This is a genomic window from Pseudomonas sp. GL-R-19 (assembly GCF_019956375.1).
In the GTDB taxonomy this organism is placed as follows: Bacteria; Pseudomonadota; Gammaproteobacteria; order Pseudomonadales; family Pseudomonadaceae; genus Aquipseudomonas.
Genome location: NZ_JAHBDJ010000003.1, coordinates 25,058 through 50,028, shown reverse-complemented (window position 1 = coordinate 50,028; position 24,971 = coordinate 25,058). Strand labels below are relative to the sequence as shown.

Sequence of the window (24,971 nt, the reverse complement as noted above, 5' to 3'; positions counted from 1 at the left end):
CAGTTGCGTTGAAGATGCCGGGAGCGCCGGTAACTTCGTGGCTGACTTTGCTGTTCCTGGTGGGCGTATTGGTAATGATGGCATTTGATTATCCAAACGGAACATTGACCGTGGCTGCGTTACCGGTTGTAGCGATTTTATTGGTCGGCGGCTGGTATCTGTTGCGTCGTCCCAAGGCTGTAATGATGACCCCGACTATGCCGTTGGTGACCCTGACCCGGAAATTCCTCAAATAATCCGCAGTAAGTCTACTCCTCTACACGGACGGCAATACCTCAGGGGTTGGCCGTCTCTCTTGCATTCCTTTTTTGCATCATGACTTGGCGTTTTCGCTCCAGACGTCAGCTCTTGGTGCATTTTTGTGATCATTAGTAGTGCGTCGCCATTAATCATCGTGCTGCGAGGGAGGCTTTGTATTACAAGGGCAATAAAAACAGTGAGTAGAAATTTCCCGCTTATAGGGCACAAAACTCACTTGAGTTGCTAATTGCACCGTTTTCGTACGCTTCAGAGTTGTGCAAGTTACAAGTGGAAAAAACGCTTCAGTAAGCTTTACGATTTTCGGCTCAAAAGTGACACAAAATGTCGCCAAGGTATCTTTATTGAAGGGTTTCTTGCCTTTTTGCCACCTGTAACACTACTTAGGCACAGCCTTTGCAAAAGTACTTTCAAATCACCGAAAGTGTGGTTTTCTACGAAAAAGATAATGGGGAACGTTATAAATTGGGCGCCAGAAATCAAATCAGAAAGGCAAAATCTCTGGCGTCGGAACGCGTCAATAGATTGCCGAAATCATGAGGAATTTATTTTCGCATGAAACAGGAAGTTAACGACGCACACTGAGGTGCTCAACAGAAACAGTACTCACTAAACAACGTAAGGCCTAATTTTATTGAAATAGCGAAGTTATAAGAAAATGCCGTCTGTATCGTGGCAAGGAGTAGGGTATGTCCCAAGCTTTTTTTAACGAAATGTATGATGCGAGTGGTGGCTGCCGCCCACATTACCAGGAGTTCGCGCGTTGGTTGGCGGACACACCTCTGGAGTTGCTGGATCAACGTCGTCGCGAAGCCGACCTGTTGTTCCACCGAGCCGGCATCACCTTCACCTTATACGGGGACGAGCAGGGCACAGAGCGGTTGATTCCGTTCGACATCATTCCACGCAGCATCACAGCCTGCGAATGGCAGACGGTCGAGCGTGGCTGCATTCAACGGGTCCAGGCATTGAACATGTTCCTGGCCGACATCTACCACGGGCAACGCATTCTCAAGGAGGGCATTATTCCGGCCGAACAGGTGTTGGCCAACGAGGGTTATCAGGTCGCCATGCAGGGCCTGAATCTGCACCGCGGCATTTATGCCCATATCTCCGGGGTCGATCTGGTCCGCGACGGTGATGGCAGTTACTACGTGCTGGAAGACAATCTGCGCACCCCCAGCGGCGTCAGCTACATGCTCGAAGACCGCAAGATGATGATGCGCTTGTTCCCCGAACTCTTCGCCGCCCAGCGTGTGGCGCCCATCGATCACTACCCCAACCTGCTGCTGGACACCCTCAAGAGCTCCAGCCCCCTGGACAACCCCACTGCCGTGGTGCTGACCCCGGGTCGCTTCAACAGTGCTTACTTCGAACACGCGTTCCTGGCCCGTGAAATGGGTGTGGAGCTGGTGGAAGGCGCCGATCTGTTTGTCCGTGACGATCATGTCTACATGCGCACCACCGCTGGCCCGAAACAGGTGGATGTGATCTATCGCCGTCTCGACGATGCGTTCCTCGATCCGCTGTCCTTCAACCCGGACTCCATGCTCGGTGTGCCAGGCCTGATTGCCGCTTACCGCTCGGGCAATGTGGTGCTGGCGAACGCCGTCGGCACCGGTGTGGCCGACGACAAATCGATCTATCCCTATGTCGACGACATGATCCGCTTCTACCTCAGCGAGGAACCGATCCTCAAGAACGTGCCAACCTGGCAATGCCGCAAACCCGAAGAGCTGTCCCATGTGCTGGCTCATCTGCCCGAACTGGTGGTCAAGGAAACCCAAGGTTCCGGCGGCTACGGGATGCTCGTCGGCCCGGCCGCCACGGCGGCGGAAATCGAGGACTTCCGCCGGCGTCTCAAGGCGCGCCCTGAAGCCTACATAGCCCAACCAACCCTGTGCCTGTCGACGTGCCCAACCTTTGTCGAAAACGGCATCGCTCCACGCCACATTGACCTGCGCCCGTTTGTGTTGTCGGGCAGTGAAACCCGTCTGGTGCCCGGTGGCCTGACCCGCGTGGCATTGCGCGAAGGCTCGCTGGTGGTGAACTCGTCTCAGGGCGGCGGCACCAAAGACACTTGGGTAGTGGAGGACTAAGACATGCTTTCAAGAACCGCTTCGGACCTCTACTGGATGTCCCGTTACCTGGAGCGCGCCGAAAACCTGGCGCGCATGCTCGAAGTCAGTTACTCGCTGTCGCTGATGCCCCAGGCCGGGCGCACCGATGGCCGCGCCGAGCTGGCGATGTCGCTATTGGCCGCCGGCACGCTGGACGACTACAACGAACGCTACGGCGAACTCAACACCGAGCGCATGCTGCACTTCTTCGCGCTGGATGAAACCAACCCCGACAGTATCTATTGCTGCCTGCAGGCGGCTCGGTCCAATGCTCACGCCGTGCGCGGACGTATCACTGCCGATATGTGGGAGAACATCAACGCCACCTGGCTGGAAATGCGCAATATCGCCAGCAATGGTCTGGGTCGATACGGCATCAGCCATTTCTGCGAGTGGGTCAAGGAGCGCTCGCACCTGTTTCGCGGGGCGACCTCAGGCACGATCATGCGCAACGATGCCTACTGCTTCATTCGCCTGGGCACCTTCCTCGAACGGGCCGACAACACCCTGCGTCTGCTGGATGCACGCTACGAAATGTTCGGCGAAGAGTCGGAGGAGGTGAGTGATAACTCGGCTCGCGGCTACTACCAGTGGAGCGCGTTGTTGCGGGCGCTGTCGTCGTTCGAGGCGTTCAACGAGATCTACCGCAATGCGCCCGGCGCCGAGCAGGTTTCCGAAATGCTGCTGTTGCGCGGCGATGTGCCACGCTCGCTGCACGCCTGCATCGAGGAACTGGACCAGATCCTCGCCAGCCTGCCAGGCAACAACGGTCGTCCGGCCCAACGCCTGGCCGCAGAACTGAATGCGCGGCTGCGTTACACCGGGATCGACGAGATTCTCGGCTTCGGTCTGCACCTGTGGCTGACTGATTTCATCTCCCAGGTTCGCCATCTCGGTCAGACCGTTCACGAATCCTATCTGGAGGTCGTATGAAACTGTCCATACGCCACGACACCACTTACAGCTACGCCGACGAAGTCTGCGCCAGCATCCAGTTCCTGCGTTTGACGCCCAAGAACACCGAGCGCCAGCACATTCTGGAGTGGCACCTGGAGCTGCCGCGCCTGGTGCGCAGCCAGTTCGATCCTTACGGCAACGTCTTGCATGTGTTGACGATGGACGAACCCCACGGCACCCTGGTACTGACTGCCTATGGTCAGGTTGAAATCGATCAGACGATGGACGTGGAGCACGACACTCAGTCGCCGCTGCCGTTCTTGCGCACCAGCCATCTGACCAAGGCCGATGACGCCCTTAACGCCTTTGCCTTGCAACACTGCGGCGCGCGGCGTGACCGGGCGGCGCTGATCGACTTGATGAATGGCCTGGCCGACCACATGGTCTACAACCCGGGCGCGACCACGGTGGATACCACCGCAGCCGAGGCGTTTGCGGGCGGAGGAGGGGTGTGCCAGGACCACACCCATGCTTTCCTGGCCTGCGCCCGCAGCCTGGGAATTCCCGCACGTTATGTCTCTGGCTACCTGTGTACTGAAGATGAAAATCACTTGGCCAGTCATGCTTGGGCCGAAGCGTGGTTCGACGATGGCTGGTACAGCTTCGACGTGACGAATCGGTTGGCCCGGCCTGAACGCCATTTGAAACTGGCGGTGGGTCTGGACTATCTGGACGCTTGTCCGGTACGCGGTATGCGTCGTGGCGGCGGGGCTGAGTCGATGCTGGCTCGGGTACAGGTAACGTCCCTGTTTCAGGTTCAGCACCAATAACCCCCGAATCAGTCGCAGCAAACTGGCTATACCGTCGTGGAGACGGTATGGCCTCTCATCTCAAATTCATGAGTTAACACGAATGACTTATTGCGTCGCTATGCACTTGGCCGACGGGCTGGTGTTCATCTCCGACTCACGAACCAATGCAGGCATTGATCAGATTTCAACGTTCCGTAAGTTGTTTATTTTCAGCACGCCGGGCGAACGCCTGATTGTGTTGCAAGTCGCGGGCAACCTGGCCACTTCGCAATCGGTGGTCAACCTGCTCAAGCAGCGCTCCATGGGGCAGGGCCCGCACCTGTTGAATGTCCGCTCGCTCTATGACGCCACGGTACTGGTGGCCGAAACCGTTCGCGAAGTCGTCGCCCGGGATCGCACCAAGTTGGCAGGCAAGACCGACTTGAGCTGCTCATTTCTGGTCGGCGGGCAGATCGCGCACGAGCCGATGGACGTGTACAGCATTTACCCGCAAGGCAACTTCATTCAGGCGACCGAGGACACACCTTTCCTGCAATTGGGTGAAAGCAAATATGGCCGGCCGATCCTCGATCGCAATCTGACACATCGAGCGTCACTCGAGGAGGGCCTGCGTTGTGGGCTGATCTCGTTCGACTCGACCATGCACAGCAACCTGTCGGTAGGCATGCCGCTGGATCTGCTGGTGTACAGGAAAGACAGTTTTAGCGGTGCCAAAAGTTATCGCATCACGGCCGATGACCCGTACTTCATTCGTGTCCGAATGCAGTGGGCTGCCGGACTGCACGACATGCTTGCCGCACTACCGGAGCCGCCTGACACCTACATGTCGGGGGCCGCCAACAAAAACTGACGTGTCACCTTTTTTTCAGGCGCCGCCCGGATTCCCGGGCGGTTTGTCTGCCGCTGATTCGGCTTACTTGAAAGACCTTGGAGTGAGAACTACCTAGAACTCGTATTTCTCTTTGCGCTGAATGAAGGCTGCCCGGCCACCCTCCAGGATCTTCGCCACTTGATCTCTTATCGCCGGCACATCAATCGAGCCTTGAGCTTCCAAGTTCAGCGATCCTCGACTTTCCTCCGCCGTGAAAACCCCAATCCATTCGGCGTCACCGAAAACCGGGATGTTTGCGTTGTGCGTGGCGAACAGGAACTGTCTGTAAGTCTTCGCATCCCTCAGTTCGGCCACGATCCTTTCGGCGATAAACGCGTTGTCCAGGTTGTCTTCAGGTTGATCCATGAGCAGCGGGTCGGGGTTGTCGAGCAACAGCATGTGAAGGATCGCCGTGCATTGCTGTCCTGTCGACAGCTTGCTCAATGGCCTGAAAACCGGCTCGGCACCACCATGAGCGACGTTCAAAGAAATATCGACTCTGTGGGCCAGCTCCAGTGCTTCAAGCTCCATTATTTGAGAGGGCTGTAGTTTGGCAAGTGCATCGGCCACCATCTGCGGTGTGCCCCAGTCGAGGCAGATGACAGCGGGGCCCTGCTTGATGGAAGTCACCAAAGCCATGGGCGTTATGGCTGCGACTGTCTCAATCCACCCCAGGCGTTTTTCGCCAACGTTGTCGAGCTTGCAGGCCATGAGAAATTGGAAGATAGGGGATCTGTCCGCTTCAGGGATGATCTCGATCTTGAGCTTGCCTTGGAGCCGCTTGCTCATTTTCTTTGCAGCTTTAACCAAGGCGCCAATGCGCTCGCCGCGCAGATCAGATAGCTCAGCCAGGACATTGCGGCGCTCCTGTTCGAGTTCCTTAAGCTGCGCCTGGTGGGTAGGGAGCTTCGCGTTCAGTGGCTTGATACGCTCGATCTCTTCCTGCACGCGCTGGTACTCCGCACCGATCGCTTGACCTGTTTTGCCGGCCGCGTCGGGGAGGCCACGAAGCTCTCTCTCAAGCTCGGCGTCATGATGTTTGACCTGCTGCTCCCAAGCGTCATGCTGGGCATTGAAAGTCTGTAATGCTGCGTCCACGAGCGTCTGCATCGCCTGGAGGTGGACGGCACAGTCCGTTGTGAGTTTTTCCAAAGTACCGCGTATGGCGACCAGAGCATCGATGTCGGGCACACCCTCAAGAACTTCATCACTGATAAATGAGAGGTCTGAAAAGTGGTCGCCGAAGGTAGGTACTGCGGTTTCGACCTTGCGGATCGCTTCTTTGGAGCTCCTGGCTATCTCACGCTCTCGTGCAAGCAGGGAGGTCTTGGCCAGCTTTTCCTTTACGCCCAGATCGTCGAAACCGCGCAAATGCTCTTCCAGATTGGGTAGGCGATTGACCTGTGTCGCCAAATCATCGATGGCTCCGAGTGATTCAGAAATGCTTTGCTGGTTTGCTTTCAGCCGGCGTTGAGCGTCAGTTCGCTTGTGGTTGTAATCACCCTCCTCGGGAAGAAACCGTTCGAGCAGCTGTATGCGGCTGGATTCGTCTTGGGCGAGCTCATAGATCTCGTTTTGACCATAGATATCAATCCCGGGCATCACGTCGCCCGGCGTCATGGTTGAGACTGCGCCGTTTTCGTCTCGAACCACTGGCGGCTCGCCAAAGCGGCGGCTGATGGTATACCGCCGGCCGTTTTGTGAAGACGAAACCAGGGTCAGCTCTACCCGTCCACCTTCAAGGCCAATATTCTCCTTGATGATCTCGGTGTGCAGCTTTTGCGCCTGTTTTCCTTTTGGCTTGCAGTCGAGCGCAAACCGTACACATTCGAGCAGCGTCGACTTGCCTGTACCCCGGCCACCAATGACGGTGTTCAAGTGGTCGGAAAAATTGATATGCACTCCGTCAAGGTAACCCCCGGCCACTCTCATGCTGATCAGTCGGCCAATGGGGCTTTTGGCCTCAGTCGAGTTCAGTCGTATGCGTGACTCGGGATCGAGGAATGCCACCTTGAAAGCCGCAAAGGTCGGCCGGGTCATCTTGATCAGGCACGTTGCGTTGGGCTTCTCAAGGTCTTCAGGCTTCGCGACATCTTTTGCATTGATGACCGCGATGGGTTTTTCTCGCCGATACGCTTCATCCCTGCCCAGAAGCGCGCGACGGTAGAAGTCACTCTCTTCGCCTGCCAGATTCTCGACGGAGTAGGGTATCTGGGCTGCCCTGAGCGTAGGGTGCTTCCAGACGTGGCTCAGGCGATTTTTCAGCAGCCCGCTGTCGTGCGTGCAGTGGGCGGCATAGATAAATCCACCCAGTTGCTCGATCTTGTCGATCAGCTTGATGGAGCTCAACTGAGAGGGAAGAATGCGCTCTTGAGGATCCAGCAGCTCAAGGTTCCCCAGGTAACGCTCAAGGGACTGCACCGAGGTGTCTTCGGGGAACAGGCAGACGAAATGGGTCTTGTCACTCGCCGCAATCTCAAAGCCCGGAAACACCACGATCCCGTGAGGGGTCAGGGCCTGGCGCAAAGCCTCTACCGCCGCGACGCTTCCATGGTCGGCGACCCCAACTACCCTGATATCTAGTTCCAAGCATTTCTGAAGCAGTGCTTGGTTGTAGGCGGCTTCGTCCAGTTGGTGATCGGCACCTCGGTATGCACCATGGTATGAAAACGGGTTGACCTGCAGGGCGCAGCGCCAGAACCGGGCGTAGGTGAAGAGATCGTCCATGATGGTTCCTTCATTAGGGAGCATGGTGAGTGGGCACTGGCCCCGAGAGGCATTATCACTGTCGCTGACTGTACACCAATGCCGCCGCTGCACATTGCACTAGCGGAGGAGCGCTTGTCCGTTGAGCTGTGATGAGTACGCTCCGGGCTATCTGAAGCGTTCAGACTGCATGGCTGGCACCAGCTAGAATTCGCTGCCTTCATATGGCATATTGCTATTATCTGGTCAAAAGTATTGTGTAAGGACTCGTTAAGCCCAACAGCAGTTGTGCTAACGGCCAGCTACTAAGACTACTTGATACTGTAGGGTGGTAATTATCCGGATAACCGGAGAAAATTTTGTTATTTATTGTGCCCTTCGATCACTGCGTGATGCAGGCTAATGAAGGGGGTGGAAGATCGAATAGTCCTAGTCACTGTTTTATTTAAAGATAAGTGAGTGATCACATGGATGTTTTAGCTGTCGAGTTTATGATGTTGAAGGGTGGGTTTAGGATGGAGTTCGGTGAGCCAACTCCTAGTGGTGCTGAAGTTTATAGTGAGCTATTGAGATGCTTTTATAAAACTGGAAAGTATAAGCTTTGGGTGACGGTCAATCCAGAAATTAAGCTTGATGTTGAACGTTTTGTTTCGAGGCACGGCAAGACGCATCATTATTTTCATAGGTTGCAAAAGAAAATTCAGGATATGCCGGATGGTGAGATATTTCTTATTGCTAAGGATATGCCGGCGGACTCTTCAACGAAGAGTGAGCTGGAAATACTGCTGGAGGTTCTAAACGAGTTTGATGAAGCTGAGGTCGGAGCCGAATGGAAAAGAAGAGTTGAGAGTGTAAAGGATTTTACTGGAAGCCTTCTTGATAGTTACGACCTATTCACTCCTCGCACAGACATACGAGTCACAATCGGAAATGCTAAAAAAGATGACAGAGTCTGTCGATTCTGTAGGGGGAGTTTGGACACTGGTTCTTCGTTCGCCAAGGTTGCGCATGCAATACCTGAGGCGCTGGGAAATAAATCTCTTATCCTGGGTGATGAGTGCGACGAATGTAATAAATATTTCGGTGACAGTATCGAGCCTCATCTAATTGGGCAGTTCGATATATATCGCGCTTTTCTCGGGGTCAAGGGGAAGAGTGGGGTGCCTAACCTCAAATATACAAATGGTGAAATTACCTCTCATAATGGGGTTCCAACGGTAATAGCTAAAAAGATAAAAGTCACTGATGATGGAATATTTGTTGATTTAGGTGGGGCCAGAAAGTTAACGCCTGCGAAATTATATCGCGCTCTTTGCAAGATCACATTGTCGGTTATAAAGACCGACGATATGATTGGGCTGGAGGATACAGTAGCTTGGGTCAGAAATGACCGGCCACAAGTCCGGCTCCCGAAAGTGGCGATTAATATTGTCCACAGCAAACCTAGTGACTCGAATTTTTCGATCGCGGTATTTACTCGAAAAACTAAAGACTACACTCTACCTCATGTGCTGACTGAGTTGAGGTTTGGGTCTTTTGTATACGTATTTATATTGCCTTTTTCGCGCAAGGATAAGTTGGACTTTTCGAGTGACTCGGAGTTCGAGGCATTTTGGTCGTTTTTTCCTATGTATAGCCAGGTTGGTGGGTGGAGATACCAGGACTTGCATAGTACCCAAGAAATTACAGTGAGTGACTCAATACGCGTCACTCACTCTGGGCGCACGGAGGGGACGGTAGGAGATAATGCCGGCACTGGACAAGCTCAGGATCAGTAAAATTTCGTGCGTTTTATCTCTTTGCGCGTTTGTCGCTATAATTTATGAGCTCAAAAACTCAAGGAGTTAGTGTATGACATCGGATTCGCCGTTAGTGGAAAAAATTGAAGTCGAAGCTAAGCAGTTTTATTTCGAAACACCTACAGGTCGAGGGACTGATCAGGATCTAACTCTTTATTATGATGAAACAAATAACTTTGGAAATTTGAAGCTTTCTGCAGCCGGCTTGAATGTAACTAAAAGTGATAATTTTGTATTGGGCGGAATAGTTTTAAAGCCAAACCAAAATGCTGGTGATGCGAGCGAGTTTCGGAAGTTATTTAGAATACAACCTACTGCGGATGAAGTTAAGTTTGACATGGTGGGTCATGGTGCATTTGAAAAGGTATTGGGCTCGTCGAAGCTTAATTATGTACTCAAGTGGCTTTTGGAGCGAGATATCGGAATTCACTACACAAATTTAAATATAGTGAACTGGTTCATCGTAGATATCATTGACTCAATAATTGCTTGCGACGAGTTTGCTTCTTATTTTCTGATGCATCGCGAACTAAAAAATGAACTGCATAACATTGCAACAAAAGATATGCCGAGCTTTTTGGCTCTGATTAATAAGTATGATTATCCTAATGTCGAGCGAGAGGCTACTTTCGAGTTCCTGAAAGAGCTTTATAGCTTTCTTGTTGCTAACTGGCCTGAAACCGTTTTTGCACCGACAAACGCATTAAAGGAAATCATTTTGCGAGCTAGGGTAGTACCAGAGCTTTGTTTTTTAGTAGGTAATAATCCGGGGGTGTTAATTAAGGGTATTGATTCTTTTTTTCTATATCGACTTTGTGCTTTTAAAAACTCTTCCCATATCTTTGATGAGGAAAAATCAGTAAGGGAGGCGATTGAAAAATATAGAATTACACACGACGGAAGGGAAATTCCTTATCAGTTTGTCGACTCCAAGCAGCACTTCGAAATACAGCTTTCTGATATTGTTGCTGGTTTTTTAGGTAGGTACTTCTCATTTATTGAAAAAACACCTACTAAAAGCCTGATTGCTTTCAAGAAAGACATGAATCAAGCGCAGAAAAGTAACGTCTCCGCACTGCGAGCGCTCATTGAAAAATCTGACGCCCTCAGTAATGTTTTACTTCATAGAGTGACTACAATCGATAGCGATAATAAAAGTGACTATTTCATTTTTGATACTCACTTGTCCCCGCATCTGAAAGCTACCAATCGTTAATCACGCTGATTATCTGCTCGGTTCGCTAGCTAGATCGATATAGGGAGAGATTGCGCTGGATGTTCGTCAGGTTGAGCGTGCAAGAATCAAAGCTTTCTACAAGCTGCTTGTGGATAGGCTCGGGGCAGACGTCTGGGCTAAGAGAAGGGCTGTCTTCGTGGAGCGTATCCGGGAGAAGGAGTCAAAAATCAATCTGAAGATGCCGATCGAGCCTCAGCTTTTCTCGCCGACGGAGACCACGGGTCAGGATCAAGATTTCGCCGGTGGCTTTGTTGATTTGACTCAAACGCGTAGCCCATGTCGACGCGCCAATGGAAATCTTTGCGTCCGTGCATGAAAAAGCGAATCCGCCGCTGTCATCGCTGAAAGCCATGTCATTTCCACCCCACTTGTTTGGTGCATGATCGTGGCATAGGAGAACGTATGAGGTCGACTAGCTTGCTCGACCCTTTTTACTCCATTCGCTCAAGGCTAAGTGGCGAGGCAAGGATGATTATGGCGATCGATTACCACGCCGCCGTCTCCAGAGCGAGGAAGCATGATGCTGTATGTTCGCCCGGTGCCAGGACACCGCATCGTCTTGGGCTAGAAGGATTCAACGCGGCCGAATCGAGTAGCCTTCGCCAGGCTTTCGTGGCATATAGCTACGACATCCAGGGAGGAATGGTTATAGCCAGGCTGGCGATAGGCAAACCCTCTCCCTGCCACGGAATCAGGATGGGGGCAGCGCTGTGTACCTTTCGGCTTTGAAAATCGAAAATTTCCGCCAGTTCGGCCATGACAATCATGCGTTGAACATCCAATTCAACGAAGGCGTGACTGCTCTTGTAGGTGAAAACGATGCGGGTAAAACTGCCGTCATCGATGCGATCCGGTACGTTTTGCAGACCCGGGATGCTGAGTACCTTCGATTGCAAATCGAGGACTTCCACATTGCCAACGATGGCACTCAGGCGGAGACCATCACCCTCAGATGCACCCTGGAAGGCCTTAGCCTGGCCGAACTCGGCGCTTTCGCTGAGTACGTGACTTACACCGGTGGCGTGGGGCGGCTGTACGTTCATTGGTCGGCTCGCCGCGTCGTTGCATCGGCCTCAACCCGCAAATGGGTCGATATCTCGGTTCGATCGGGTGAGAACGGAGAAGGCCCGACTCTGGATGTGGGTGTACGGCAACTGTTAGCCACTGCATACCTGAAACCACTGCGGGACGCTGAGCGGGAAATGTCCCCTGGCCGCAATTCCAGGCTGTCCCAAGTATTAAGCAGTTTCCCTAATATTGATGAGGGCAATTCGTTCGATCCCGCCGCACTCCCGGCCGACCTCCCTGACGCGGAGGCGCTCAGCATTGCCGGCATGGGCGATTTCCTTCGCCACCTAGTGAACCGTCACGGCGCCATCATCTCCGCTCAGAAGGAGATCAACGAAACTTACCTTCGCCCACTTTCACTCGCTGGCCAGCCGCTCACGAGTCGCATCGGCTTTGGAGAAGCCGGAGCTGATCCAGCCAAGCTCAAGCAGATCCTGGAGCGATTGGAGCTGGGGCTGCTGGATCATGCCACTGGACAAGCGCGAGGCATCTACGGGCTGGGGTCAAACAACGTATTGTTCATGGCCTGCGAATTGCTGCTGCTCGGTAAGGAGCCGGACGGACTCCCGCTGCTCCTCATCGAAGAGCCAGAAGCGCACTTGCACCCGCAACGTCAGCTCCAATTGATGGAGTTTCTCGAAGCGGCAGCGAGGCCTTCCGAAGGTTTGAGGCCGGTACAAGTCATCCTCACCACCCATAGCCCCAACCTGAGTTCGAAGATACCGTTGCAGAACCTGGTGCTGATGCAACGGCAACAGGCCTTCTCGCTCGCAGAGAGTCAGACCTGTCTGGCGCCTGATGATTATCGCTTCCTCAGCCGCTTCCTGGACGTCACCAAGGCAGGGCTGTTCTTCGCAAAGGGCTTGCTTGTCGTCGAAGGCGATGCGGAAGCAATCCTGCTGCCTTCGCTTGCTCGACGGTTGGGCAAGGATCTCACCAAGCACGGCGTATCGATCATCAATGTGGGCGGTGTGGGGCTGCGGCGCTACTCAAAAATCTTGCAACGCAAAGATGCTTCAAAAGGCGAGATCACCGTGCCTACGGCATGCATCACCGACATGGACGTGATGCCGGACTGCGCGCCCGAGATTATGAGCCTGAAGGGGGTGAAAGGATCGGTCTGGCCAGACAAAGCTGACCGGCGCTGGCGCGCCATGAAAGACTTTGGTATCACACCGGCCGACCTTGAAAAAGGTCTCAAGGCGCATCGCGACAAGCGAACCGAGAGCGATGGGCAATGTGTACGCACGTTCGTTGCCGACCACTGGACGCTCGAATACGACCTGGCGTTCAAAGGCCTCTCGAGGGAAGTCCATCATGCCGGATACCTGGCCATCAATGAGGACAAGGTCGATGAAGGCAAGGAAACCAAAGGCAGCTTGCTGAAAAAGGCAGACACGGCCTTTGCTAAAATTCAGACCACCCATGCCAGCGAGGAAGCTCGGTGCTCCGCGATTCAAAAGCTGTTCAAAAGGGCCTCCAAAGCGATCGCAGCACAGCACCTGATCGACTTGATCGACCAACGTTTCGATGACCGCACCCTGGATGCCACGACGCTGCGAGGACTGCTGCCCACTTACGTTGTCCACGCGATCGAATATGCGACGCGGGGTTCAGCATTAGGCACGACCTCCAGTTCGGCTCACCCCGTGATGGTACTCACCGCGCCAAACCCAGGATCTGCTGACCCGGTGGAGGAGGTCGCCAAATGACGCTCAGCCATCTGGTTGCCCCCATCACTGACGCCGATGTGGACTGGGTCACGGAGCTGATGGGGCTTGAGGCGCTAGACGAGCCTCGTCGCGATTTTCTGAAGTCCATGGATACCGTTGATGTCGCGGCTTGTCCCGGCAGCGGCAAAACGACCTTGGTAGTGGCGAAGCTGGCGATTCTGGCACGCCACTGGAAAAGCCGCATGCAAGGAATCTGCGTGCTATCGCATACCAACGCGGCTCGAGAAGAGATCGAGAAACGGCTAGGCGGCACCGAGGTGGGGCAACGGCTGCTGCGCTTTCCTCACTACATCGACACCATCCATGGTTTCACCGGCCGATTCCTGGCCTCGCCATGGTTACGCTCGAAAGGGATTGCGTTGCAGGTCATTGACGATGAGGCCACGCATAAAGCACGCCGAAGGGAGCTGACGTACCGCGAGCACTTAGGTGCACAAGCCGCCTTCGAGAAAAAATTCAAAAGTCTTCACAGCTTGCGGATCCGGTCTGCCGATTTCGACCAACCGCTCGGCGCTGAAGATATTGGTTTTGCGCCACACACGGACACCTACAAGAGCGTGGTGAAATCGCTCAGTGGCGCAGCCAAGGCTGGCTACTTCTGCTTCGATGAGGTGTTCGTGCTGGGCCACGCCTTACTCGATCAGGAGGCGGGCGTGGGCGCTGCATTACGCCTGCGCTTCCCTTGCGTCTTGATCGATGAAATGCAGGACACCCAACCTGACCAGGCGGGCGTGCTTCAGCGTGTCTTTCCCCACGATGACCCAGATGTACGGGTCATTCGCGTCGGTGATCCAAACCAGGAAATCTTCGAGAAGAAGACGTCACTGCAGGATCCGTTCCCTGACCCGGGGCGTCAGCTGGAGATCGCCAGCAGTTTCCGCTTTGATCAGGCCATTGCATCGATCGCCAACCCCTTTGCGTATGTTCCCATCACGAATGGTTTGGTAGGACTTCGGGCTCCGCGTACGCCAGACAGTGTCCCCAACACGATCATCGTCTTCCCTGACGAAGATGCGACCCAGGTGTTGGATGAGTTCGCAAAGCTGGTGCTGAAGCATCTGCCGACGGAAACCCGCAAGGCGGGTGTGTTCGCCGTCGGCGCCGTGCATCGGCTTGAGAACTTCAAAGCGAACCAGTACCCGAAGGCCCTGGAGCACTACTGGCCATCCTATCGGTCTGATACGACCAAGACATCGTTCAAGCCTCGCACGTTCGCTGAAGGTGCACACATTGCTCGGCGTTACGCGATGCGAGAACCCACAGCTGCTTCAGCCGTTGAGCTGCTGGCTTCCTGCCTGGCCAACCTGGGCGTACTAGCGTTTCCTGACAGCCTGGTGCAGTTGAGAGGCCGGCGCCAAGCTTCAGTCGAAGAGAAACTCACGACCAAACCTGAAGCGTTCGCTCGGTACCGCGAGTGCATTCAGCAGATTCTGTTCGTGCCGTCGGAGGTCACAGAGCGGGATTGGGTCAAGGTCATTTCGCCCAAACTCTTACTGCTGGCAGCTGTTCTACATGATGCCGAGGGCGTAGCAGCTGATCTTCAAGGCCATCAGTACCTCGCCTGGGAGCCTGCCCCCGCAGCCACTGAAGCCGGAGAAAGCGGCGGATCACTGATCAACACCTACCGATTCCAGGAGGGCGCCGACGGCGTCGATATCCGGATGTCATCAATTCATTCGGAAAAGGGCAAAACCCACTCTGCGACGCTGATCCTAGAGACCTTCAGGAAGACCCACTTCATTCAGAAACTCATGCCGTGGCTTGAGGGCCAAAAGGCCGCTGCCAAGAGACCAGCGGACAGCGCTAAGAAAGACATGATGCTGATGTACGTGGGGATGACTCGGCCGACTCACATGCTGTGCCTGGCCATACGTCAGAGCACCTTGGGGGAGGGTGCCGCTGGAGAGAAGCGGAGGGCGGCGCTCAAAACAGCCGGGTGGTCGATTTTGGAGCTGACAGCTCAGACTTCGGTGCCATAGCTGCTCCGCTGCTCCCCTTACGTTTTACTGCGTGTGCCTATCCAGTAAAGCCCATTTTTTGGCGGTTCCCACGGACAGCCTTACGCGACTTAGGAGACAGGGATGTTCCGTCATATCACTCGATTTTTTTGCTCACCGTACGAGCGCTTCAACTATGCACTAGGTCGTATTAATGGGCAGTTCAAGCGCTACAAGAAAGCGGGCAAAAAAGCGGTGTCTGCCGCAACCGAGTTCCTGTCTCTTCCCAGCAGTACAAATGTTTTCGAGCCTTTGACGCCTGTTCTGCTGGAATCAGATCGGTCACGCCGTTACGAAAGCGAGCTGTTGAGTGCGCTTAACAATGACCAGGTTCGCAATATCGCCATCACTGGTGAGTATGGCGCCGGTAAGAGCAGCGTTATTCGTACGTTTGTCGACCGTCATCCTGAGCTCACCTACACGTTCGTTTCATTGGCAGCCTTTGGCAAAGACCTGGACAAGGAGAGGGCGGGTAGGGCCGCGGTTGACTCGCCAACCGTCCCCCTTGAGTCCACTTGGAGCGCCTCAGATCAAAAAGCTGCAGAGAAAAAAAGCGATTCCGACATCTTGACGCGAATCGAAGAGACCGTTGTTCAGCAACTTCTATATGCGGTTCCCTCCGGACAACTACCGAAGACTCGATTGAAGCGCATCATTCAGGCGTCTTCATCGATCATCTGGCTTCGAACCATTTTTACTCTTTTGATGGTTGTGGCAGGCCTTAGACTTTACGTTCCGACGGTTGAAAAACTACCGAACATCGATCCGGCATGGTTGGTCGAAGGGCTTCTACAAATTCCGGGGTTGGCGGCCGTCGTCGTGCTCGGGAGCGGGGCGCTGTACATGATGTTCTCCGCGTTAAAACTGGCATCATTGTTCAGCATTGATGGCTTCACAATCAAGGGAGGGAAGCTGGAAACGACCCATCATGGCTCCGTGTTGCATAAAAACGTTGATGAAATCGTCTACTGCTTCGAACGCAGCAAAATCGACGTCGTGGTGATTGAGGATCTGGATCGATTCGGTATTCATGACGTTTTTACACGCTTGCGGGAAATCAATTTCATCATCAAGCAATCTCCGCAAATCAAACGCCCTGTTTATTTCATTTACGCGCTTCGCGACGAGCTATTCGCCGTCGGTGAGAAAACGAAATTTTTCGACCTGATCATCCCAATCATTCCCGTTGTCAACTCTGAAAACTCTCGTGAGAAGATGCTTGAGCTGCTTCGTGAACGCCAATTCAACGGTGCTGAGCTAGGTGCCGGGCTTGATTACTCGTTGTTGGAAACCGTTTGTTATTTCATTGACGACATGCGGTTGATCAAAAATATTGTCAATGAATACGACATGTTTTCCAGCATCATTGGCGCTGGCTCCGGACTGAAGCTTGATCCAAACAAGCTGTTTGCAATCATCGCGATTCGGAACCTTCACCCGATCGAATACGCTGATCTGGTAAGGAGGCATGGAGTCATTTACGACGCCATTCATGGATTCAGTGATTGGCGCTTCCAGCAATTCAAGCAGGCTGATGATGCTTACCAAGCGTTGCGAGAGCAAAGGGAAAGACGTGGGCAGGAAATCGCTAATAGCACGGGTGAGCTTCGGGCCTACGTTTGGCTTGAGTTGCTGAAAAAATCAGGTATTTCTATCGCCACTCACGTTCAAGTGCGACGAGGCGAACAATATAGCCTGAAGGAATTCGTTCTCGATGAAATTTTTGAAGCGATCTTTTCTCAGGATGCTCAACTGATAATGATCGCCGTCAATGAGCATGGGCAGGTGTACAGTCGGTCTTCGGCAGCCATAGGGGCGAAGGAGCTCTTGATGTCGACGCTCTATAAAAAGAGGTATGACCTCCTTCAGCGAACGATCGTTGAGATCGATAGTGCGATAGCCGAGCAACGAATTGAGGCTAATCGTATTAACCACCAGACCTTTCGTGCATCTGTAAAAAAAGACTATGGCGAGATCATCACTCAAAAGCTGAAAGGCCTGGATGTCATCAATTACTTGTTGCGCCACGGTTACATCGATACGGATTATATGGACTACTTTGGCTATTTCTACCCAGGGTCTCTCACATCCGAAGACAAGAACCTGATATTGAGCCTCCGGAGTGGTGGCTCCGTAGATGTCGCCACAGTGATTAGCGCCCCAGAAAAGGTCGTAGAAAAACTTGATACAGACGACCTGACTAATGGCAGGGGGATTATTGTCGCACTGATGGACTACCTCTCCAGTTGTCTCTACCACGAACCCAGCATGAGTCATCAGCGCAATACGCTTGCAACCATTCTCAAGAGTGGGCTTGAAGGACACTTAGATAGGGTGGCTGAGGCAACAGAAATATTGGTTTCGGGCCCGACTTCGCCTCGATTTGTCCAGGCTGTTTATGCTACCGAGCCCAGGTTATTCCGAGAGTTGTTGAAGGCCGAACGCTTTGAGTCGGCTGTATCGAAACAGGCCCTGATAGGTGCGATGATGGATGGATTGGAGGTTGCTCAGATCAGACAGCTTGATTCTCAGCCGAATACGACAATCTACGACCTGATTGCGAATCTGGAAGATGTCTCGCGCCTGATGGCTGGGATTGAGACTACTGCTAAAGGTTGGCCTTGGCTGACCGCGCAGCCGATGCGTTTCACTAACTTGGATGACACCATCCTCCTTGACGACCTCAAGAGGCTAATCAGGGGGGGCTGCATTGACATAAATCTGCACATGCTTTCCCTGATTTGCCACAAAGCAGAATCTGCTCAAACCAAGAAGACCGACGACAACGATGTAGGGCTCATCTCATATCGTCAATTACAGACGCTGGATATCGAGGGGTTGGAAGATCTCCTGTTGGAGTCGCCGGAACACTTTGCGAACACTCTTTTGACTCAAGTGGGAATGCTGGACGAGTCCACGGCTTCTTTTTCTGCATTGGTACAGGCCATCTTAGACGAATCCTCAGACTCTGATGCAGCGGCTCAACTTTTTGATCACACGACCTGTACGTTCGATCAACTCGAAGATATGACTCCGTCGTTGTGGGCGAAAATGCTTCTGTCTGATCGGGTGAAAATGAAGCCTGAGGCAGTGTGGAGATTCTTCAAAGACGTTTTCATTCCGGCTCTTGAGGAAAAAGGTTGCGCAACGTTCGACATGGAAGCCTTCGCGAGTTTCATCCAACGTCACGCACAAGAGTTACGCGATGTACTGTGGGATGACAATTTTCCCATACATCATGTACTGCAGAGTTACCTACTCGGCCCAACAGGGCTTTCTAACGAAACGCTTGCAGTGCTCTTCGCAAAAACTGTCCTTGACGATCCTTTGATCCTCAAGGGACTGGAATCCAGGGAACGCTGGGAAATGCTCATCAGCGCACCCTTCCTAGCCTTTAGCCCGGAGATTCGTAACGCAGTCCACTCTTTCAGCGCGGATTTGGAGGCGCCATACCTTGTGGCACACTGGGCGCAGGCTCGTGGGCAAATTGAGCTATCCCAATTGCCCCTCGATGTAGTGCTGGCCATAAGCAAAAGCCGAGTGTCTGAACTGGATGAGAAAATGAACATGTGGGCAAGCTTACCGCCTGAGCTCATTCGTGGCAGCAACGAGGCCATTGAGGAAATTGCTAGAGTTTGTGGCTTGGCGAATCAACGCTCATCAAGCTTCCCATCAACTCTGATCCCTGAGCTCAAGAATTTTGTCGGTGGGGAAGGGCTGGCTCACCATCAACGTTCTGAAATGCTGATCCAATGCTTGCCATCGTACAACTGGGCAGAATCAGCCTCCGTCCTTGGCTTGTTAGGCGACGGTTTTTCCAAGCTGTCACCAGCAGTTAAAAAAATTGAAGTGCCGTACAGCGATCTCAACATGAGACTGGTCAATGCCCTTCAAGCGAAAGGTTTCGTACAGACCGTGACGCAGAAGGGGGATCTCATCAGCGCCACCACCAAATCGAAAGGCATGGTGTTATCTAGCACCTGAAATTAGACGTTGCGCGTGCAGTTTGTAAGTTGCGCCGCGCGCCGACTAGCGATCGATATGTTCGGCGCCCGACAAACTTTGCGTTCAAAAGCATCGAGAGAGGTTCCAATGCCCTACGAGTTAGAAAATCGCTTAGTGATCGGGGTGGCTTCCAGTGCCGTGTTCGACCTGGTGGCGTCAGATGCAGTTTTTCAGAGCCAGGGAGAGGAGGAGTATCGGAAGTTTCAGCAAGAAAACCTCCACGTCCCGCTTCCCAAGGGGATAGCGTTTCCCTTCATCAAGCGTCTGTTGTCGGTGAATGACCTCAGCGTCGATCCTGCGGATCCACTTGTCGAGGTGATACTTCTATCGCGAAATGATCCCGATACTGGGCTGCGCGTATTGAAGACCATCGAGCACTACGGACTTGGGATGACAAGGGCAATTTTCATGCAGGGAAAATCGCCGTATGAGTACATCCCTGCACTGAATATCGCGCTGTTTTTGTCTGGTGAAAAAAAGGACGTAGAGGGTGCGATTAAGGCAGGGTATCCGGCAGGGCAGGTGCTCGATTCAAAATTCGAAGACGACGAAACTGACAAAACCCTGCGCATCGCATTCGACTTTGACGGCGTACTCGCCGGCGATGAATCTGAATCGATTATGCAGACCTCTGGGCTGACAGTGTTTCATGCCCATGAAGTTAAGAACGTCATGCAGCCCCACAACCCCGGGCCGCTGAAGGAATTCATGGTGCGGATATCCAAGATCCAAACCGTCGAGGAAAAGCACAAGAAGCTCAATCCTGAATACGAAAACCGCATACGCGTTTCGATCGTGACGGCACGTAATGCACCGTCCCATGAACGCGCGATGAATACACTCAAGAGTTGGGGCGTTATGGCCAATGACGCGTTCTTCTTGGGTGGCATCGAGAAAGGTAAGATTTTGGGCGTACTGAAACCCCACATCTTCTTTGATGACCAATCCGGCCATCTCAAATCGACCAGCGCGGTTGCTCCGTCAGTGCACATCCCCTTCGGCATCACTAACAATATGGCAACGGAGATGCTTGCGCCTGAGGTTGGTCAGGTTGATGCGGTGGTTTAAGAAGGTTGCTTGGGATCGCGCCATCTTCTGAGAGGACGAGCCCCCTAAGACGCGAGACAAAATTGACCCTAGGTGAAGGGCAAAATCACTGACCTTAAATCGTCCGCTTTAATTTACGACACTTAAGAGGCTGATTTTAGAAGAAAAAAATCAACTGATACACACTCAAAACAATCTGTCCGATAAAGTTTTGACGTGAGATTTCCCACAGAACAAACCGGAATTTCTTGAGCTTGTGTTCAATTTCAGTGGGTTAGCGATTGGGGGGGTCGATTATCAATCGATGAAGGGCATCGAAGCTGGTTAGATTTAGGATTATATTTAATATGCATTGCTCTGAAAAACTGGCGATTCCAGTCAAACTTCAATAGATTCCGGTTTTCTTTCAACGTTTTCATCGTTGACGAAGACACCTGCAGTGGGGGCTGCCTCAATACACGATTTAACATAATATACATTATGCGTAACGCCATATTGCCAGATTGACCCTGACACGCACAGATCTTGAAACACGCAACCACCTCAGCCCCGCGTCAGCTTTTCGATCAGCGCCCAATGTTCAGGAAACTGCTGACCGAGCTTTTGCCGGTCGCCCATTTCCATATCGGCGAAATCAAATCCTGGCGTAACCGCTTCACTGATCAAGCCGAATCCTGCAGCGCCTTGCATCACCTGCGAAGCTTTCCAGATGCCACCGGGCACGTGCAGTTGCAAGCATTGTCCGGCGAGAACGTCGTGACCCATCACGATGGTTTTCAACGTGCCATCCGGAAAAATCAACGTGTACTGAATCGGATCGCCCAGATGATAGTAATGAACGATGTCTGACTGGTTGAGATGGAAATGACCTATCGGAGAATCCTGGGTCAACAGATAGAAAATCGACGTCATGCAATGCCGTAGGCCACCCGCAATCACAACCGTGTTCTCGTCGGCCGATTGGTAGGTTCTGCGGAAGAATCCACCTTCGATATGGGGCTCAAGACCCAGGGCTTTGATCATTTCTCCAATTTTCAGGGTGCTTTGAGTCATTTGTCGTATACCCCATTATTCGCGATCTTAGTGCCGCATTCGCAGCATTTGCCGACATAACTCGACTAAATAGTGCTTTAGTCGAGTTGGCTTTTACTCTGGCTCGAAGCCGTACCAGAAAACCGGTCGACTTCCCCGCTCCTCAGTCTCAACCAAGTTTCGCTGCGTATCCAAGAGGCTCAGGCCAAGTCCCTGTGTATCACAGTGTGTCAACGCCAACGCCCGATACACAGACTTTCACCCGCCCGGCGATTCGACACAGGCCGGATACGTTGCCGCGTTTCAATGCAAGCCAGCTTTAAAGGGGCTCGGACCGGCCCCCTGACCCATGACTAGCAATGGAGAAACCCCATGAAGATGGCACTGCGCAACAGCAACAGCAACAGCAACAGCAACAGCAACACCGGCAACGCTCGCCGCCACTTGGTCGGCCCTTCGATCCTTGCGCTGACCCTGTTCGGCGTTTTCGGCGCAGCCCACGGGCAAACGGCCACCGCTGCGCAGCCAGCGGCAACCGCGGCTGGCACCACTCAGGCGGCGCCCTCGCCGTTCGGCCCGCTCAAGCATGTCAACGCCGGGCTGCTGGACGTGGCGTATGCCGAAACAGGCCCGGCCAACGGGCCGGTGGTGATCCTGCTGCACGGCTGGCCATACGACATTCATAGCTATGATGAGGTCGCGCCCTTGCTGGCAGCCAAGGGTTACCGGGTGCTGATGCCCTATGCCCGCGGCTATGGCGATACACATTTCCTCTCCGACAAAACCCTGCGCAATGGCCAACCGGCTGCGCTGGCCAGTGATGTCATCGACTTCATGGATGCCCTGAAGATCAAGCAAGCGGTGCTCGGTGGTTATGACTGGGGTGCGCGTTCGGCCGACATTGTCTCGGCGTTGCGGCCTGAGCGGGTCAAGGCGCTGGTCTCGGTCAGCGGTTATCTGATCGGCAACCAGGCGGCCGGCAAGAACCCGTTGCCACCCAAGGCGGAATTGCAGTGGTGGTATCAGTTCTACTTCGCCACTGACCGTGGTCGCGCCGGTTATGAAAAGAACACCCACGACTTCGCCAGGTTGATCTGGCAATCGGCTTCGCCGAAATGGGCGTTCGATGACGCCACCTTCGACCGCAGTGCCAAGGCGCTGGACAACCCGGACCATGTCGACATCACCGTGTTCAACTACCGCTGGCGCCTGGGCCTGGTCCAGGGCGAAAGCCGGTACGAAGCGCTGGAGCAGAAACTGGCCACGGCGCCGTCCATCAGCGTGCCGACCATTACCCTGGAAGGCGATGCCAACGGCGCGCCCCACCCTGCCCCCGCGGATTATGCCAAGCGTTTCACCGGCAAGTACCAATTCCGGCTGATCAGTGGCGGCATCGGCCACAACCTGCCGCAGGAAGATCCGCAGGCGTTCGCCAAGGCGGTGATCGATGCGGATCATCTTTAAGGGCGGATCCGGCATTCGCCTGCTGTTGCCGAATAACCACCTTCGTGGGCACGATCCCTTGCAGGAGCCAGCTTGCTGGCGATGGTCGTAAACGATAACGCGTGTGAACCGGATAAACGCGGTGCACTTGAGTCCATCGCCGGCAAGCCGGCTCCTACAGGTATTGCTGCGGCAAACATGAGCTATCTTTTCAGCAACTCACCTGCATCAGGTGACCGCTGACAAGTCAGGACGCATTATGATTCGTTTGCCCCGACGCCACGCTCTTTTTGCCTTGACCATTGCCAGTACGCTCGCCGCCACTCCTCTGCCGGGGGCACAGAACCGCGCTGTCGAAGCCACCGCCGCCAGCGCGGTCGCGGGCCCCGTCGCCGGCACCAAAGTCACTGAGCCGTACGTGCGCATGATGGCGCGCGAGGCGTATTTCTGGGGTTGGCCGATGGCCAACATCTTCAATCGTCGCGAGACCTTAAAAAACCTGCCCGAACCCGGATTGATGGGCGGCATCGTGCCCGTGGCTCCGATCAATCGGTTGTCGATGCTCAGCGACTACATCGACCCGGCCGAGCGGTTGGTGGCCTGTCCGAACCAGGACGTGGTGTACGGCGCCGGCAGCATCGCCCTGGACATTGAGCCGGTGGTGCTGCAAGTACCGGACTTCGACGGCCGTTTCTGGGTGTATCAGGTGGTCGACCTGCGTTCCGACAGCTTTGCCGAACTGGGCAAAATGTATAACACCCAACCGGGTTTCTACCTGCTGGTCGGCCCGGACTGGAACGGCAAGGTGCCGCCCGGCATCAAGCGGGTGTACCGAGCGCGCACCAACACCGGGTTCGTGATCCCGCGGGTATTCCTGGATGACACCGCTACCGACCGTCTGGCTGTGCAACCGGCACTGTCGGGCATCGACATGTACCCACTGTCGCAGTACGACGGCAAGATGAAGACGCGTGCCTGGGCCAGGCTGCCGAAATTCCCGGCCCAGGCTTCCGAAGGCAACGCCGAAACCAAATGGGTGATACCGGAGAAGTTCTTCGACGAACTGCCGACCCTGCTCAAGGATGCCAAGCCATTGCCGGGCGAAGAGTCCCGCTACGCACAAATGGCCGCCCTGGCGGCCATCGCCAAGGCCGACCCGCAACTTCGGGCCGCGATGATCGACGAGGCGAAAAAGGCTGACAACGAAGTGATCGACCCGCTGTTGCAGTTCCGCAACTATGGCCTGCAATTGCCCGATCACTGGAGCACAGTGAGCAACGGCGCAGCGTTCGGCACTGACTATTTCAGTCGTACCGCCGTGGCGCGCTCGAACATTTTCGTGAACCAGCAGAAAGAGGCCAAATACTTCTACCAGGACCTGGATGAGAACGGCCTGCGCCTTAACGGCCAGTACGGCTACAGCGTGACATTCGCCAAAGGCAAGCTGCCGCCGGTCAGGGGCTTCTGGTCGCTGACGCTGTACAACGAACAGCATTTCTTCGCCCCGAATGCCCTCAAGCGCTATTCCATTGGCACCAGGAACAAGTCCCTGCAAACCAACCCTGATGGCTCGTTGACCCTTTACGTGCAAAGCGAATCACCCGGCAAGGACAAGGAAAGCAACTGGCTGCCCTCGCCCAGGGACGCCAGTTTTTCGCTGTATATCCGGGCTTACTGGCCAGAGTCCGAGGCACTCAACGGCCAATGGACCCCACCGGCCGTGGTGAAAACGAACTGAAAAGGATTGGCAAACACAGCCCCCTGTGGGAGCGAGCCTGCTCGCGATGGCGGCATGTCAGCCGACATCATTATTGAATGTACCTGCCTCATCGCGAGCAGGCTCGCTCCTACAGGTACGCGCCTCGCTCACTGCTCGCGTCGGTCAAAGACAGCACACCAATTCAATATTCCCGATTCGATCTGCGTAACCATGACGTCCTCACTCA

At 54.0% G+C, this 24,971-nt stretch carries 17 protein-coding genes; 14 read left to right on the top strand and 3 right to left on the bottom strand.

Translation table 11 applies throughout. The annotated features are described in order from the left end of the window. Window positions 1-8 precede the first annotated feature (8 nt). From KGA83_RS01595 to KGA83_RS01575, 5 genes are all read left to right on the top strand, one after another. Window positions 9-236 carry a hypothetical protein gene (locus KGA83_RS01595; protein ID WP_223527849.1) on the top strand — a complete coding sequence of 76 codons (228 nt, stop codon included), beginning with the start codon at window positions 9-11 and terminating at the stop codon, window positions 234-236. A 711-nt stretch (window positions 237-947) separates the two neighbouring features. Beyond that, window positions 948-2,357 carry a circularly permuted type 2 ATP-grasp protein gene (locus tag KGA83_RS01590; protein WP_223527846.1) on the top strand — a complete coding sequence of 470 codons (1,410 nt, stop codon included), beginning with the start codon at window positions 948-950 and terminating at the stop codon, window positions 2,355-2,357. Between the two features lie 3 nt (window positions 2,358-2,360). After that, on the top strand, window positions 2,361-3,311 hold the full coding sequence (locus tag KGA83_RS01585) for an alpha-E domain-containing protein (protein ID WP_115948004.1): 951 nt from the start codon (window positions 2,361-2,363) through the stop codon (window positions 3,309-3,311). After that, window positions 3,308-4,105: a transglutaminase domain-containing protein gene (locus KGA83_RS01580; protein WP_115948005.1), complete on the top strand. Its 798-nt coding sequence runs from the start codon at window positions 3,308-3,310 to the stop codon at window positions 4,103-4,105. The genes KGA83_RS01585 and KGA83_RS01580 overlap by 4 nt, the downstream gene beginning before the upstream one ends. 82 nt (window positions 4,106-4,187) lie before the next feature. After that, window positions 4,188-4,937: a peptidase gene (locus KGA83_RS01575; protein WP_223527844.1), complete on the top strand. Its 750-nt coding sequence runs from the start codon at window positions 4,188-4,190 to the stop codon at window positions 4,935-4,937. Window positions 4,938-5,030: 93 nt separating this feature from the next. Here the strand turns inward: KGA83_RS01575 and KGA83_RS01570 are convergent, their stop codons facing one another. Beyond that, complete coding sequence (locus KGA83_RS01570; RefSeq protein WP_223527842.1) at window positions 5,031-7,685, bottom strand: TrlF family AAA-like ATPase; 2,655 nt, start codon at window positions 7,683-7,685, stop codon at window positions 5,031-5,033. A gap of 446 nt (window positions 7,686-8,131) precedes the next feature. Here KGA83_RS01570 and KGA83_RS01565 point away from each other — a divergent pair, with 446 nt between their 5' ends. Further along, window positions 8,132-9,442, top strand: coding sequence for an HNH endonuclease (locus KGA83_RS01565; protein WP_223527840.1), 1,311 nt, complete (start codon window positions 8,132-8,134; stop codon window positions 9,440-9,442). A gap of 73 nt (window positions 9,443-9,515) precedes the next feature. Beyond that, a complete protein-coding gene (locus KGA83_RS01560; protein ID WP_223527839.1) occupies window positions 9,516-10,679 on the top strand; it encodes a DUF3800 domain-containing protein in 1,164 nt (387 codons plus the stop codon). Between the two features lie 181 nt (window positions 10,680-10,860). Here KGA83_RS01560 and KGA83_RS01555 read toward each other — a convergent pair whose 3' ends face one another. Further along, the gene (locus tag KGA83_RS01555; protein WP_223527837.1) at window positions 10,861-11,052 is read right to left on the bottom strand and encodes a hypothetical protein; all 192 of its coding nucleotides are present in this window, start codon (window positions 11,050-11,052) and stop codon (window positions 10,861-10,863) included. A gap of 358 nt (window positions 11,053-11,410) precedes the next feature. Between KGA83_RS01555 and KGA83_RS01550 the strand changes: the two genes are divergently transcribed. The 4 genes from KGA83_RS01550 (at window position 11,411) to KGA83_RS01535 (ending at window position 20,571) form a co-directional block, all read left to right on the top strand. Then, complete coding sequence (locus KGA83_RS01550) at window positions 11,411-13,480, top strand: ATP-dependent nuclease (RefSeq protein ID WP_223527835.1); 2,070 nt, start codon at window positions 11,411-11,413, stop codon at window positions 13,478-13,480. Continuing rightward, window positions 13,477-15,480, top strand: coding sequence for a UvrD-helicase domain-containing protein (locus KGA83_RS01545; protein WP_223527833.1), 2,004 nt, complete (start codon window positions 13,477-13,479; stop codon window positions 15,478-15,480). Before KGA83_RS01550 ends, KGA83_RS01545 begins: the two co-directional genes overlap by 4 nt. A gap of 102 nt (window positions 15,481-15,582) precedes the next feature. After that, window positions 15,583-19,482 (top strand): hypothetical protein, encoded by a 3,900-nt coding sequence (locus tag KGA83_RS01540; protein ID WP_223527830.1) that lies wholly within the window; start codon window positions 15,583-15,585, stop codon window positions 19,480-19,482. A gap of 108 nt (window positions 19,483-19,590) precedes the next feature. Continuing rightward, entirely contained in the window at window positions 19,591-20,571 is a 981-nt protein-coding gene (locus tag KGA83_RS01535) for a 5'-nucleotidase (protein ID WP_223527826.1), read from the top strand. Between the two features lie 522 nt (window positions 20,572-21,093). Here the strand turns inward: KGA83_RS01535 and KGA83_RS01530 are convergent. Next, the gene (locus KGA83_RS01530) at window positions 21,094-21,603 is read right to left on the bottom strand and encodes a cupin domain-containing protein (RefSeq protein WP_108215539.1); all 510 of its coding nucleotides are present in this window, start codon (window positions 21,601-21,603) and stop codon (window positions 21,094-21,096) included. Between the two features lie 351 nt (window positions 21,604-21,954). On the opposite strand from KGA83_RS01530, the gene KGA83_RS01525 reads away from it, so the two are divergent. The 3 genes from KGA83_RS01525 to KGA83_RS01515 all read left to right on the top strand — a co-directional run bounded on the left by KGA83_RS01525 (window position 21,955) and on the right by KGA83_RS01515 (window position 24,763). Then, entirely contained in the window at window positions 21,955-23,046 is a 1,092-nt protein-coding gene (locus KGA83_RS01525) for an alpha/beta fold hydrolase (protein WP_223527823.1), read from the top strand. A 72-nt stretch (window positions 23,047-23,118) separates the two neighbouring features. Then, complete coding sequence (locus KGA83_RS01520; protein WP_158273923.1) at window positions 23,119-23,268, top strand: hypothetical protein; 150 nt, start codon at window positions 23,119-23,121, stop codon at window positions 23,266-23,268. A gap of 16 nt (window positions 23,269-23,284) precedes the next feature. After that, window positions 23,285-24,763: a DUF1254 domain-containing protein gene (locus tag KGA83_RS01515; RefSeq protein ID WP_223527819.1), complete on the top strand. Its 1,479-nt coding sequence runs from the start codon at window positions 23,285-23,287 to the stop codon at window positions 24,761-24,763. The last annotated feature ends 208 nt before the right edge of the window (window positions 24,764-24,971 follow it).

What these genes read in the sequence shown, in the direction of transcription:
- KGA83_RS01575 (WP_223527844.1), top strand. Translation starts at nt 4,188, where the DNA reads ATGACTTATTGCGTCGCTATGCACTTGGCCGACGGGCTGGTGTTCATC.
- KGA83_RS01530 (WP_108215539.1), bottom strand. Translation starts at nt 21,603, where the DNA reads ATGACTCAAAGCACCCTGAAAATTGGAGAAATGATCAAAGCCCTGGGT.
- KGA83_RS01560 (WP_223527839.1), top strand. Translation starts at nt 9,516, where the DNA reads ATGACATCGGATTCGCCGTTAGTGGAAAAAATTGAAGTCGAAGCTAAG.
- KGA83_RS01570 (WP_223527842.1), bottom strand. Translation starts at nt 7,685, where the DNA reads ATGGACGATCTCTTCACCTACGCCCGGTTCTGGCGCTGCGCCCTGCAG.
- KGA83_RS01515 (WP_223527819.1), top strand. Translation starts at nt 23,285, where the DNA reads ATGATTCGTTTGCCCCGACGCCACGCTCTTTTTGCCTTGACCATTGCC.
- KGA83_RS01535 (WP_223527826.1), top strand. Translation starts at nt 19,591, where the DNA reads ATGCCCTACGAGTTAGAAAATCGCTTAGTGATCGGGGTGGCTTCCAGT.
- KGA83_RS01590 (WP_223527846.1), top strand. Translation starts at nt 948, where the DNA reads ATGTCCCAAGCTTTTTTTAACGAAATGTATGATGCGAGTGGTGGCTGC.
- KGA83_RS01525 (WP_223527823.1), top strand. Translation starts at nt 21,955, where the DNA reads ATGAAGATGGCACTGCGCAACAGCAACAGCAACAGCAACAGCAACAGC.
- KGA83_RS01540 (WP_223527830.1), top strand. Translation starts at nt 15,583, where the DNA reads ATGTTCCGTCATATCACTCGATTTTTTTGCTCACCGTACGAGCGCTTC.
- KGA83_RS01580 (WP_115948005.1), top strand. Translation starts at nt 3,308, where the DNA reads ATGAAACTGTCCATACGCCACGACACCACTTACAGCTACGCCGACGAA.
- KGA83_RS01545 (WP_223527833.1), top strand. Translation starts at nt 13,477, where the DNA reads ATGACGCTCAGCCATCTGGTTGCCCCCATCACTGACGCCGATGTGGAC.
- KGA83_RS01585 (WP_115948004.1), top strand. Translation starts at nt 2,361, where the DNA reads ATGCTTTCAAGAACCGCTTCGGACCTCTACTGGATGTCCCGTTACCTG.
- KGA83_RS01565 (WP_223527840.1), top strand. Translation starts at nt 8,132, where the DNA reads ATGGATGTTTTAGCTGTCGAGTTTATGATGTTGAAGGGTGGGTTTAGG.
- KGA83_RS01555 (WP_223527837.1), bottom strand. Translation starts at nt 11,052, where the DNA reads ATGGCTTTCAGCGATGACAGCGGCGGATTCGCTTTTTCATGCACGGAC.